Source organism: Nocardioides sp. CPCC 206348 (genome assembly GCF_048654705.1).
Lineage (GTDB): Bacteria > Actinomycetota > Actinomycetes > Propionibacteriales > Nocardioidaceae > Nocardioides.
Window position 1 is genome coordinate 12207 of the sequence record NZ_JBMCZA010000139.1, and the last position, 12692, is coordinate 24898.

At 69.3% G+C, this 12692-nt stretch carries 10 protein-coding genes; 4 read left to right on the top strand and 6 right to left on the bottom strand.

Annotation, left to right across the window (positions count from 1 at the left end; translation table 11 throughout):
* Window positions 1-33 precede the first annotated feature (33 nt).
* Window positions 34-1722 carry a fumarate hydratase gene (locus ACOADB_RS09100; protein ID WP_378597638.1) on the top strand — a complete coding sequence of 563 codons (1689 nt, stop codon included), beginning with the start codon at window positions 34-36 and terminating at the stop codon, window positions 1720-1722.
* Between the two features lies 1 nt (window position 1723).
* On the opposite strand, the gene ACOADB_RS09105 is transcribed toward ACOADB_RS09100, so the two are convergent.
* Window positions 1724-2335: a TetR/AcrR family transcriptional regulator gene (locus ACOADB_RS09105; protein ID WP_378597639.1), complete on the bottom strand. Its 612-nt coding sequence runs from the start codon at window positions 2333-2335 to the stop codon at window positions 1724-1726.
* Window positions 2336-2354: 19 nt separating this feature from the next.
* Window positions 2355-4115 carry an AMP-binding protein gene (locus tag ACOADB_RS09110; protein ID WP_378597640.1) on the bottom strand — a complete coding sequence of 587 codons (1761 nt, stop codon included), beginning with the start codon at window positions 4113-4115 and terminating at the stop codon, window positions 2355-2357.
* Between the two features lie 194 nt (window positions 4116-4309).
* Between ACOADB_RS09110 and ACOADB_RS09115 the strand changes: the two genes are divergently transcribed.
* The 3 genes from ACOADB_RS09115 (at window position 4310) to ACOADB_RS09125 (ending at window position 9339) form a co-directional block, all read left to right on the top strand.
* A complete protein-coding gene (locus ACOADB_RS09115; RefSeq protein ID WP_378597641.1) occupies window positions 4310-4564 on the top strand; it encodes a zf-TFIIB domain-containing protein in 255 nt (84 codons plus the stop codon).
* A gap of 224 nt (window positions 4565-4788) precedes the next feature.
* Window positions 4789-7899 (top strand): EAL domain-containing protein, encoded by a 3111-nt coding sequence (locus ACOADB_RS09120; RefSeq protein WP_378597642.1) that lies wholly within the window; start codon window positions 4789-4791, stop codon window positions 7897-7899.
* A 48-nt stretch (window positions 7900-7947) separates the two neighbouring features.
* Window positions 7948-9339: a class II fumarate hydratase gene (locus tag ACOADB_RS09125; RefSeq protein ID WP_378597643.1), complete on the top strand. Its 1392-nt coding sequence runs from the start codon at window positions 7948-7950 to the stop codon at window positions 9337-9339.
* 22 nt (window positions 9340-9361) lie between these two features.
* On the opposite strand, the gene ACOADB_RS09130 is transcribed toward ACOADB_RS09125, so the two are convergent.
* From ACOADB_RS09130 to trmB, 4 genes are all read right to left on the bottom strand, one after another.
* Entirely contained in the window at window positions 9362-9679 is a 318-nt protein-coding gene (locus tag ACOADB_RS09130) for a GlsB/YeaQ/YmgE family stress response membrane protein (protein WP_378597644.1), read from the bottom strand.
* A 97-nt stretch (window positions 9680-9776) separates the two neighbouring features.
* Window positions 9777-10322 (bottom strand): lytic transglycosylase domain-containing protein, encoded by a 546-nt coding sequence (locus ACOADB_RS09135; protein WP_378597645.1) that lies wholly within the window; start codon window positions 10320-10322, stop codon window positions 9777-9779.
* 394 nt (window positions 10323-10716) lie between these two features.
* The gene (locus ACOADB_RS09140) at window positions 10717-12039 is read right to left on the bottom strand and encodes a PhoH family protein (RefSeq protein WP_378597646.1); all 1323 of its coding nucleotides are present in this window, start codon (window positions 12037-12039) and stop codon (window positions 10717-10719) included.
* A gap of 182 nt (window positions 12040-12221) precedes the next feature.
* The coding region (trmB, locus tag ACOADB_RS09145; RefSeq protein WP_378597647.1) for a tRNA (guanine(46)-N(7))-methyltransferase TrmB at window positions 12222-12692 on the bottom strand (471 nt) is incomplete at its 5' end.

A 12692-nucleotide genomic window follows, 5' to 3' on the forward strand; every position in this document is an offset into this window, starting at 1 on the left:
CGTCATTCCGGATCAGCGATATCCTCGGTAGTCGTGGCTGACGCAGAGTTCCGGTATTCCGACCTCCTTCCGACCGGCAAGGACGACACCCCCTACCGGTTGATCACGACCGAAGGCGTTTCGACGGTCGAGGGGCCTGACGGCCGCACGTTCCTCCAGGTCGATCCGGCCGCGATCCAGCGGCTCACCTCCGAGGCGATGCACGACATCAGCCACTACCTGCGCCCGGCGCACCTCAAGCAGCTGCGCAAGATCATCGACGACCCCGAGGCCTCGGGGAACGACCGCTTCGTGGCGCTCGACCTGCTCAAGAACGTCAACATCTCCGCCGGCGGCGTGCTGCCGATGTGCCAGGACACCGGCACCGCGATCGTGATGGGCAAGAAGTCCGAAGGCGTCCTCACCGGCGCCGACGACGGCGAGGCGATCAGCCGGGGCGTGTACGACGCCTACACGAAGCTGAACCTGCGCTACAGCCAGCTCGCCCCGCTGACGACGTACGACGAGAAGAACACCGGCACCAACCTGCCGGCCCAGATCGAGCTCTACTCGACGGCCCAGGGCGAGAAGGGGCCGGAGTACAAGTTCCTCTTCATGGCCAAGGGCGGCGGCTCGGCCAACAAGTCCTTCCTGTTCCAGGAGACCAAGGCCGTCCTGAACCCCAAGCGGATGCTGGAGTTCCTGGACGAGAAGATCCGCTCGCTCGGCACGGCCGCCTGCCCGCCGTACCACCTGGCGGTCGTCATCGGCGGCACCAGCGCGGAGTTCGCCCTCAAGACCGCGAAGTACGCCTCGGCGCACTACCTCGACAACCTCCCCACCGAGGGCAGCATGAGCGCCCACGGCTTCCGCGACCTCGAGCTCGAGGAGGAGGTCTTCAAGCTCACCCAGGAGTTCGGGATCGGCGCACAGTTCGGTGGCAAGTACTTCTGCCACGACGTGCGCGTGGTCCGCCTCCCCCGCCACGGCGCGTCCTGCCCCGTGGCGATCGCGGTCTCCTGCTCGGCCGACCGCCAGGCACTGGGCAAGATCACCGCGGACGGCGTGTTCCTGGAGCAGCTGGAGACCGACCCCGCGCAGTACATGCCCGACGCCGGCGTCGCCGAGGACATCTCCGGCGGCGAGGTGGTCGAGGTCGACCTGAACCGCCCGATGAGCGAGATCCTTGCCCAGCTCTCGCAGTTCCCCGTGAAGACCCGGCTCTCGCTCACCGGTCCGCTGGTCGTGGCGCGCGACATCGCGCACGCCAAGATCCAGGAGCTGCTCGACTCGGGCCAGCCGATGCCGGAGTACCTCAAGAACCACCCGGTCTACTACGCCGGCCCCGCCAAGACCCCGGCAGGCATGGCGTCCGGGTCCTTCGGCCCGACGACTGCCGGCCGGATGGACTCCTACGTCAAGGCGTTCCAGGCCGCCGGCGGCTCGATGGTGATGCTCGCCAAGGGCAACCGCAGCAAGCAGGTCACCGAGGCCTGCAACGAGTTCGGCGGGTTCTACCTCGGTTCGATCGGTGGCCCGGCCGCACGACTGGCCCAGGACTGCATCAAGAGCCAGGAAGTGCTGGAGTACCCCGAGCTCGGCATGGAAGCGGTGTGGAAGATCGAGGTCGAGAACTTCCCGGCGTTCATCGTCGTCGACGACAAGGGCAACGACTTCTTCACCGACCCGTCCGGCGCCGTCACCGTGCCGCTCGGCGGGATCCGGGTCCGCTCCGCCGAGTAGGTCAGAGGCCCAGTCCGCCCCCGATGCCGGGCATGGTGCCGAGGATCGCGGCCCACTGGGCCAGGTCGGCCTTGCGCTGCTGGAGGTCCTGGCGGACCGCCGCGCCGAGGCCGATCCCGCGCGCGACGTCCAGGGTCAGCCGTACCGACGACTGAACCTCCTGCCGGCTCGGGTCGGCGTGCAGCAGCTCGATGGTGAGCGCCTCCATCTCACGGCTGAACTGGCGCTCTATCGGGACGACCAGCGCCCGCAGGGCCGGGTCCGAGGCCGCCGCCACCCAGAGGTTCAGCGCGGCCCGGCCGACCACGTCGGTCCAGACGCTGGTCAAGCGGGTCAGGACGTCGAGCACCGGGTTGTCGTCGTCCTGCTCGTCGACCGGTCGAGTGCGCAACCGCTCGCCGAGTCCTTCGCTCACCCGCTCCACCGCGTCGCGCACGAGGTCGTCACGGCTCGAGAAATGGTGCTGGGCGGCGCCGCGGGAGACGCCCGCGCGCGCCGCCACCGCCACGACGGTGGTGCCGTGCCACCCGACTTCAGCCAGGCTCTCGATCGTTGCGTCGAGAAGGCTCTCCCGGGTGGCCCGGCTCCGTTCCTGCTGAGGTTCGCGCCCCATGCGCTGTGCTGCTTCCTGGTCAGGCGTAGAGCGCGTCGATCTGCGCCGAGTACTTCTCGGCGATCGGCTTCCGCTTGAGCTTGAGGGTCGGGGTGAGCTCGTCGCCACCGGGCATCCAGAACGACGGGACGACCTCGAACTTCTTCACCTGCTCGACGCGGGAGAGCTTCGCGTTGCCGGCGTCGATGCCCTGCTGGATCAGCGCCCGAAGGCCGGGGTCCTTGGCGAGCACGGCCGGGTCGGCAGCGACACCGGCCTTCTCGGCGTACGCCGCCGCGGCGTCGGGGTCGAGGACGACCAGCGCGGTGTTGAAGGCCCGGGCGTCACCGATGCAGACGATTGCGGCGGCCAGCGGCGTGGTCACCTTGAGGGTGTTCTCGATGTTGGACGGCGACATGTTCTTTCCGGCGGCGCTGATGATCAGCTCCTTCTTGCGGTCCACGATCGAGTAGTACCCGTCCTCGTCGACCGTGCCGATGTCACCGGTGTGGATCCAGCCGTCGGCGTCCAGGGCTTCGGCCGTCTTCTCGGGGTCCTTGCGGTAGCCGATCATGTTGCCCGGGCCGCGGACGAGGAGCTCGCCGTCCTCGGCCAGCTTGATCTCGACACCGGGGATCGCCGGACCGACCGTGCCGAGCTTCTGCTTGCCCGGAGGGTTGAGGGTCGAGCCGCCGCACGTCTCGGACATGCCCCACAGCTCACAGACCTCGATGCCGAGACCGATGAAGAACTTGAGGGTCTCGGGAGAGATCGCAGCCGCACCCGACCAGGCCCAGACCAGTTCCTGCATGCCGAGGGCCTCGCGCATCTTCGACAGCACCAGCTTGTCGGCAACGGCGAACTTCACGGAGTCGATCGGGTTCAGGCCCTTGCCGGCCAGCCGGGCGTCGGCCTTCTTCTCGGCCATCCCCAGCGCGAACTGGGCGATCTTCCGCTTCTTGTCGTCGGGCTCGTTCGCGACCTTGGCCTCGACACCGGCCTTGATCTTCTCCCAGACGCGCGGGACGGCGAACCAGATGGTCGGCTTGCAATCGGGGAGGGCGGCGGCGATCGTGCGCGGGTCAGCGATGTAGGTGACCTGGGTGCCGCGGGCGCACAGGCCGTACTGCGACGTGGCGCGGTCAGCGATGTGGGCCATCGGCAGGAACGAGGTGATCCGCCCACCGAACGGCATCGGGAAGTTGGCCGTCACCGACTCCAGGATGCTCATCAGGTTGCCGTGGGTCAGCTGCACGCCCTTCGGCGGGCCCGTCGTACCGGACGTGTAGATGAGGGTGAGCAGGTCGTCGGGCGTGACCGCCTTCCACGCGGCGTCGAAGTCGAAGTCGGGGTCGCCGGCGGCTTCCAGCTCCGCCAGGGTCATCGTGGCGCCCTCGGGCTTCCCGTCGACCACGATGACGTGCTCGAGCGGCGCGCCGGACGCGAGGATGGTCGGCAGCAGGGCGGTCTCGGTGAAGACGACCCTGTTCTCGGCGTTGCTGAAGAGGTAGGCGACCTGCTCCGGCGCCGAGGTGTTGTAGATCGAGAAGGCAGTGGCGCCCAGGTGCATCGCACCGGCGTCGATCCAGGCCGACTCCGGCCGGTTCGTCACCATGATGGCGACCGTGTCGCCGCGCTTGACGCCGAGGCTCGCCAGGCCCGCTGCGACCTTGCGGACGCGGTCGGACAGCTCGCGCCAGGTGACGGAGACCTTGTCTCCCGGGGTACGGACGGCAACGGCGTCGGGGTTGACCTTCGCGGTCTGCTGGAAGGCCTGGCAGACGGTGCTGGACGAGCTCAATGTGTCTCCTCGGTGACGGGTTCGCGCAGAACGTAAGCCACGTCACATCAGCGAAGCAAGCACTTCTGCTTGTTTTGGGACCCCTGGCGGCGTTCGGCAGGAACTGCGGGCAACCGCCGTCCGTTGACGCGGGTGTACCCCCTTCGAAAGGAACCCTGCTGATGCGTTGCCCCGTCGACGAAACCACTCTGGTCATGAGCGAGCGGAGCGGAATCGAGATCGACTACTGCCCCCAGTGCCGCGGCGTCTGGCTGGACCGGGGTGAGCTCGACAAGATCATCGACCGCTCCGTCGAGACCGAGCAGCCCCGTGCACAGGCAGCCCCTCCGCAGCGCCAGCCCGAGTACGACGGCTACCAGCAGCCGCGGCAGCAGTACGCCCCGCAGCAGCAGCACGGCTACAACAAGAAGCGCAAGAAGGAGTCCTGGCTCAGCGAGCTCTTCGACTGAGGCGCCGTGGCCCGTTCGGGCCACTTCTCCTGGGTCCTTGTTCCCCAGTTCCGGTGAAATGCGACTGACCCCTGCACCCGGGCCGATCTGGGGACTGTCACGACAAGACCGTCGCGACGAGTCACGCAAGGACTGTCATGCTCGAACAGCGACCGGGCCGCCGGACCACTCCCCACAGCGCGCGAGCGCTCGCGGTGGTTCCCCGACGACCCAGGTCATGGCTCGTGCTCTACCTGCTGGTCGCGGTTCCGCTGTACGTGTCGTACCTCGCGCTGCCTGACGCACCGCGCTACCTGTGGACCGCCATCGGGCTGCTCTCGCTCACCGGTCTGGTCGTCGGCACCGTCGTGAACCGGCCACGGCGACGCCTGCCCTGGTGGCTGGCGACCCTGGGGGTCTCCGCCCTGATGGCTGGAGACACGACGTACGACCTGCTGACGAGCGTGTTCGGCCAGGTCAACCCGTACCCTTCCGCGGCCGACGGGTTCTATCTCGCGATGTACCCGCTGGTTGCGGGCGGGCTGCTCGTGCTGGTCCGGGTGGTCAAGCCGCTCGGCGACAAGCATGCCGCCATTGATGCCAGCATCGTCACCGTGGCCCTCGGGCTGCTGGTCTGGGTCTACCTGATCGAGCCCTACACACAGGACGCGACGCTGACCTGGGGCCAGAAGGCGGTGTCGATCGGCTACCCGCTCGGAGACGTCCTGATCCTCGCCGTGCTGGCGCGACTCCTCATCGGCACCGGGCGACGACCACACTCGCTGTGGCTGCTCAGCATCGGCACCGTCGGCCTGCTCGCGTCCGACACCGTCTACGGGCTGATCCAGCTGAACGGCAGCTGGTCGACCGGCAGCGTCGTCGACCTCGGCTGGATGGTGTTCTACGGAGCCTGGGGCGCGGCGGCCCTGTCACCGGACATGACGCGCCTCACCGAGCCGGTGCGGCCGACACCACAGCCGATCTCGAGCCGACGCCTGCTCCTGCTCACCCTGGTCCCGCTCGCCGCTCCCGGCCTGCTGCTGTGGGAGCTCTCGCACGGCCGCTCCGGCCACGTTCTCGAGACCGCGGCGACCGCGGCGGTGCTCTTCCTCCTGGTGTCGCTGCGCCTCAAGGGCCTGGTCAGCGCGGCCCGCGAGGCGACCCACCGGGAGTACGCCATGCGCCGTACCGGCGAGGCCCTGGTCGCCGCCTCGGACCCGGACACCGTCTACCGTGTCGGCCTGGCGGCCCTGACCGACGTCACCTGCGACTCGGCTCGCCTCCTCGTCGCGACCGGCCATCCCCTGCGGGTGGTGTTCGACTCCAGCGACAGGCGTCGGAGCACGGCCGACGAGGGCCTCGACCCGCTCCTTCGGTGCCACGAGCACGAGCTGCTCAGCCAGCAGTTCGTCCTCACCACTGCGGCGGCGTGCGGTCCCGCCCTCGCTGCGGCACTCGGCGCAGGTGAGACCGTGCTGCTGGCCGCGATGGTGCGTGAGGAGCGGATCAGCGGGCTGCTGATGGTCCACGGCCCTGGCGTCGACCGGCCGGAGACCATCGACCCCATCTGCGCCCTGGCGTCCCAGATGATGCTTGCCCTCGACAGCATCGAGCTCACGGCCCAGGTTGCCGAGCGGAGGAGCGAGGCGCACTTCCGGTCGTTGTTCCAGCACGCAGCCGACATCATCCTCGTGTTCGACGAACAGCTCCGGCTCCGGTTCAACACGCCGTCTGCGCAGACCGTGCTGGGATGGGAGCCAGAGGGACCGCGTGACCGGACCGTGGAGTCGATGGTGATCGCCGGCGACGCCTCCAGGGCCCGTCTGCTCCTCAGCCGGGTCCTGCTCGGCGAGCGCCGCTCGGGGCACGGACCGAGCGACGAGTGGCGGATCGTGGACCGCGGCGGCCGGGTCCGCCTGTTCGAGGTCTCCTGCCGGAACCTGATGGACGACCCGAGCGTCAGCGGCGTGGTCGTCACGCTCCACGACATCACCGAACGCCGCCAGCTCGAGAGCGACCTCGCGTACCAAGCCTTCCATGACTCCCTGACCCAGCTGCCCAACCGGGCCATGTTCCTCGACCGCGTCGAACGCGCCCTCGCGTGCAGCGATCCCGAGCGCAAGCCGATCGCCGTCCTCCTGATCGACCTGGACAACTTCAAGATCATCAACGACACCCGTGGCCACGCCGCGGGTGACGCGCTGCTCGCCAGCGTCGGGCAGCGGCTGCAGGCCGCCCTGCGGCCGTCGGACTCGTGTGCGCGTCTCGGCGGTGACGAGTTCGCGGTCCTCGTCGAGGGCGTGGCGAGCGACCAGGAGGCCTGCGAGCTCGCCTCGCGCCTGCTCGAGCACTTCCGGCTGCCGTTCGACATCGGCGGAGAGAGCGTTCATGCAGGGGCCAGCTTCGGTGTCACGACCAGCACGTACGGCCAGCAGGCGGCGGAACTGCTGCTGCAGGCCGACCTCGCGATGTACGCGGCGAAGGACGCCGGAAAGGGCGGCGTGCAGTTCTTCCGGCCGGCCCTGATCGACGTGATGCAGCTGCGGGCACGGACCGCCGGCGAGCTCGACCTCGCCGTGGAACAGGACCAGTTCGTGCTCCACTACCAGCCCATCATCGGTCTCGACGCCTCCGTCGTGGTCGGGTTCGAGGCCCTGATCCGCTGGCAGCATCCGGAGCGTGGGCTGCTTGCTCCCGCCGACTTCATCGACGTCGTCGAGGACAGCGACCTCGCGATCGCCGTCGGCGCCTGGGTGATCGACCGGGCGGTCGAACAGGCCGCCCAGTGGCAAGGCACCGGGCCCGACAGCGGATTGCTGAAGATGGGAGTGAACGTGACGCCGCACGAGTTCGCCCATCCGGAATTCGTCGACGTCGTCATCACCGCACTGGAGCGCCACGGCCTGCCGCACGAGGCCCTGGTACTGGAGATCACGGAGCGCATCCTCGCCGGCGGGGACCCCCAGATCGTCCGGGCGATGACCCAGTTGCACGAAGTCGGCGTCCACCTGGCCATCGACGACTTCGGGACCGGCTACTCGGCGCTCGGCTACCTTCGGCGGTTCCCCGTGAGCATCCTGAAGATCGACCGGAGCTTCGTGGACGGGGTCGGCACCTCAGGCGATGACCAGGCGCTTGTCGAGGCCATCGTCCGTCTCGGCGAGACGTTCGGTCTCGATGTCGTCGCGGAAGGGGTGGAGACCGAGCAGCAGCGCAACGAGCTGGTCCGGCTCGGGTGCCACTTCGCCCAGGGATACCACTACTCCCGGCCGCTTCCCGCGGCCGAGGCCACGAAGTTCGTCCAGAAGTGGTCGGCGCCCCGACTGGCGACCGCACCCGCCTCCGTCGCTGGCTGACTCCGCCACCAGTGGCCGCGGCATGGCCTGCCGAGTAGCGTCGTGGACGTGACGAGCGACGCCAGCTTCCGGACCGAGCACGACTCCATGGGCGAGGTGCGGGTCCCGTCCCTGGCCCTCTGGCAGGCGCAGACGCAGCGGGCAGTCGAGAACTTCCCGATCAGCGGCACGCCGATCGAGCCGGCACTGATCCACGCCCTCGGCGAGGTCAAGGCCGCCGCCGCCCACGCCAACGGCGAGCTGGGCGTACTCGCGGCCGACCTCGCCGCGGCCATCGAGGCGGCTGCCCGACAGGTGGCCGAGGGCCGGTACGACGACCAGTTCCCGATCGACGTCTTCCAGACCGGATCGGGCACCAGCTCCAACATGAACGCCAACGAGGTGGTCGCCACCCTCGCCGCACGGTCCGGCGTCGTGGTGCACCCGAACGACCACGTCAACGCCAGTCAGTCGAGCAACGACACCTTCCCCACGGCCATCCACGTGGCCGCGAGCCTGGCCGTCGTCCGCGACCTGGTGCCGGCGCTCGCCGTACTCGCCGGCTCGCTCGAGGCCAAGGCGACCGAGTTCGCCTCGCTGGTGAAGTCGGGCCGCACCCACCTGATGGACGCCACCCCGGTCACCCTCGGCCAGGAGTTCGGCGGGTACGCCGCGACCGTGCGTTACGGCATCGAGCGGCTGGAGGCCGTGCTGCCTCGCGTTCGAGAGCTGCCCCTGGGCGGCACAGCGGTCGGGACGGGCATCAACACGCCGCCCGGGTTCGCCGCGGCCGCCATCGGGGCACTGAGCGCCGCCACGGGCGAGCCGTTCACCGAGGCGCGCAACCACTTCGAGGCGCAGGGCACCCGGGACTCGCTCGTCGAGCTCAGCGGCGTGCTGCGCACGATCGCGGTCGGCCTGACCAAGATCTGCAACGACCTGCGCTGGATGGGTTCGGGACCGACGACGGGCCTGGCCGAGATCCACCTCCCCGACCTGCAGCCGGGGTCCTCGATCATGCCGGGCAAGGTGAACCCGGTGCTGCCGGAGGCCACCGTGATGGTCTGCATGCAGGTGATCGGCAACGACGCTGCCGTCACGGCCGCCGGGGCCAGCGGTTCCTTCGAGCTCAACGTCGCGATGCCGGTGATGGCGCGCAACGTTCTGGAATCGGTCCGGCTGCTCTCGACGGCGACCACGACCCTCGCCCAGCGCTGCATCGACGGGATCACCGCGGACGCGGAGCGGATGCGGCGGTACGCGGCGTCATCACCGTCCGTCGTGACGCCGCTGAACAAGCACCTCGGCTACGAGGCCGCCGCCAAGGTCGCCAAGCAGGCGCTGGCCACCGGGAGCACCATCCGCGAGACCGTCCTCGCGATGGGGTACGTCGACCAGGGAGTCCTGACGCTCGAGGAGCTCGACGCGGCCCTCGACCTGGATGCGATGACCCGCCCCTGACGGGAGCGGGCCACCGCCTCGATCAGGCTCCGGACTTGTTGCGGCCGGTGATCGCAGCCGCCGCGATCACGGCGACCGCCGCGACGGCGACCTGCCAGAGGTGGCGCAGCCAGTCGATACCGTTGGTCACGTTGTCGGCCGTGGCCTCGTGTCCGTCGAAGTTCGGGTTGTTGCTGCCCGCGACGGCCCAGTAGAGATAGCTGCCGGCGAGCATGCCGACGATGCCGCAGACCGTGGTCAGCCACAGCGGGATCTTGTCGCGGTCACCCGGCGCGACGGCCTTGGCGATCAGTCCGATGATCGTGCCGCCGACAAGGGTGACGATGATGGTCCAGAGCATGGAAGTGCCCTTCCGTCGCGCGGGACACCGATGTCCCGCGATGAGGGCATCATGCACCCGCTCACGCCTTTACCTGCGCAGGCGCGGCGTGACCGGCTCAGTACCAGTTGTGGGACTCGCTGTGCGCCCAGGCGCCGCAGGGGCTGCCGTAACGGTTCTGGATGTAGCCCAGTCCCCAGCGGATCTGGGTGGCCGGGTTGCTCTGCCAGTCGGCGCCGGCCGAGGCCATCTTGGAGCCGGGGAGGGCCTGCGGGATGCCGTAGGCGCTCGACGAGGGGTTGTCGGCGTTCCAGCGCCAGCCCGACTCGCGGGTCCACAGCGAGTCGAGGCACCCGAACTGGTCGGCCGAGAAGCCGAACTCACCGAGGAGCGCGCGGGCGATGTCCCTGGGGTCCGACTCGGAGAGCTTGCGCTCGTCGGTCAGCGCTGCCGGACCGGACTCGTCGAGGCCGGCGGCCTTCGCGGGGTCGGCCTCGGGGCGGCGGTCATTGCGGGAGAGCACTTCGCGCCGCTCGGTCGGGACGGCGACATCGGCCGTCCCGGCAGCGGTGAGGGCGTCGAGGTCAGCGCTCGCGGCGGGCGGAGCAGCATCCTGGCCGAGGACTCCAGCGGCCACGGAGACACCCGTGACGGCTACGGCCACCGACGACAGTACGACCACGTTGCGGGCAGCCTTGCGAGGCGCCTGGGCAAGGTGGGCATGCTTCGGTGCTCCACGGTGCTTCGGTGAAGGGTTCGCGTGCTTCGACAAGTGCTCGAATCTCGGGCTCGACAGCAGGACCTTGATCACCGCCCGATCGGGCCCGACTCCATTGTCAGCACCGCCGGCGACCAGCGACCACCATGCCTGAGGGATCTCGCTCAGGCAAACCGAAGCGCCCGTTTCCCCGGTTCATTTCGACCCCATTGACCACGGTGGTCACGTACGCCCCACTCGTCCCACCGGGGTGATGCGCGGCCCCGGGTTGCCGGGGACGTCATACGAACCGTGGGCGAGAGCCCTCGCAACGTATGACGTCCCGGCGTCAGCCGGTGCGCTACACGACCACGTTCTCCAGCATCTCGGTGACCAGCGCGGCGATCGGCGAGCGCTCCGAGCGGGTCAGCGTCACGTGGGCGAAGAGCGGGTGGCCCTTGAGCTTCTCCACCACCGCGACGACACCGTCGTGGCGTCCGACGCGCAGGTTGTCGCGCTGGGCGACGTCGTGGGTGAGCACGACCTTGGAGTTCGCTCCGATTCGCGACAGGACGGTGAGCAGCACGTTGCGCTCGAGGGACTGCGCCTCGTCGACGATCACGAACGAGTCGTGCAACGACCGGCCCCGGATGTGGGTCAGCGGGAGGACCTCCAGCATGCCGCGGTCGAGGATCTCGTCCACGACGTCCTTCGAGGTCAGGGCGCCGAGGGTGTCGAACACGGCCTGGCCCCAGGGCGACATCTTCTCCGACTCCGAGCCCGGCAGGTAGCCGAGCTCCTGGCCGCCGACGGCGAAGAGCGGGCGGAACACCACGACCTTCTTGTGCTGCTGGCGCTCCATCACCGCCTCGAGGCCGGCACACAGGGCCAGCGCCGACTTGCCCGTGCCGGCCCGGCCACCGAGGGACACGATGCCGACCTCGGGGTCCAGCAGGATGTCGAGTGCGACCCGCTGCTCGGCACTGCGTCCGTGCAGGCCGAACGCCTCGCGGTCGCCCTTGACGAGGTGCACCTGCTTGTCCGGCCCCACCCGCCCGAGCGCAGAGCCGCGTTCGGACAACATGACCAGGCCGACGTGGCAGGGCATCTCGCGTGCCTCGGCGAGATCGAGGGTCCCGTCGTCGTACAGCTCGTCGAGGGCCTCGGCGGAGACCTCGACCTCAGCCATCCCGGAGTAGCCGGTGTCGGAGTCGCCCAGGGTCTCCCCGCGGTACTCCTGGGCGTCCAGCCCGACCGCCGAGGCCTTGATCCGCATGGGCAGGTCCTTGGAGACCAGGATGACGTCGTGGCCCTCGTCGGCGAGGTTGCGCGCCACCGCGAGGATCCGCGTGTCGTTGTCCCCGAGCCGGAAGCCCGACGGCAGCGAGGAAGCGTCCGTGTGGTTGAGCTCGACGCGGATGGTTCCGCCGTCGTCGCCCACTGGGACAGGTGAGTCCAGCCGACCGTGCTTGACCCGCAACTCGTCGAGCATCCGCAACGCGCTGCGGGCGAAGTACCCCAGCTCCGGGTGATGCCGCTTTGCCTCGAGCTCCGTGATCACCACCACCGGCAGGACGACCTCGTGTTCCTCGAACCGGCGCAGGGCGGCCGGGTCTGCCAGCAGCACGCTGGTGTCGAGGACATAGGTACGACGGGTGGTGGCCTGGGCCTTCGTGTTCGACACGTGAAACCTCACCGGACCGCGCCCCTGTAGGGCCCCGGCCCTATCCCTGGTAGACGGACCGGGTTGCACAGTCGTGATGGTTCACGTCGGGCCTCCCGATGTGGCCGGCTTCCCCACCTGCCACTGATCGGAAAGTACGCCCGTCATCCAACTGATGAGGGCGCCACGCCGCATCGCGGAAGTTAATGTCCGGTGACACGCCGGTACGCGAAGTCCGCGATGACGCGGTCCTTGGCCAACCCCTTGCGCTCGAACTTCGTCACCGGGCGCTCGTCCCAGCGCTCGACGGGCCCACCATCGAGCAGGGGCTCGGCTCCCAGCACGGCCTCCATCTGCTCGGCATAGTCGGCCCAGTCCGTCGCCAGCCGCCACAGCCCACCCGGCTCCAGCCGCGACGCCACCAGGTGCGCGTTCTCGACGTTGACGAGGCGCCGCTTGTTGTGGCGCGTCTTGTGCCAGGGGTCGGGGAAGAACGTCCAGACCTCACTGATGCTGTCCGCGGCCAACAGGTGCTCGAAGGTCCACACCGCATCGACCCCGCAGAACCGCACATTGGTGGCCCCCGCGTCACCCACCCGCCCAAGGCTCTCCGCCACCCCCGGCAGCCAGACCTCCAGCGCCAGCACGTTGTACGACGGCCGCGCCGCCGCCAG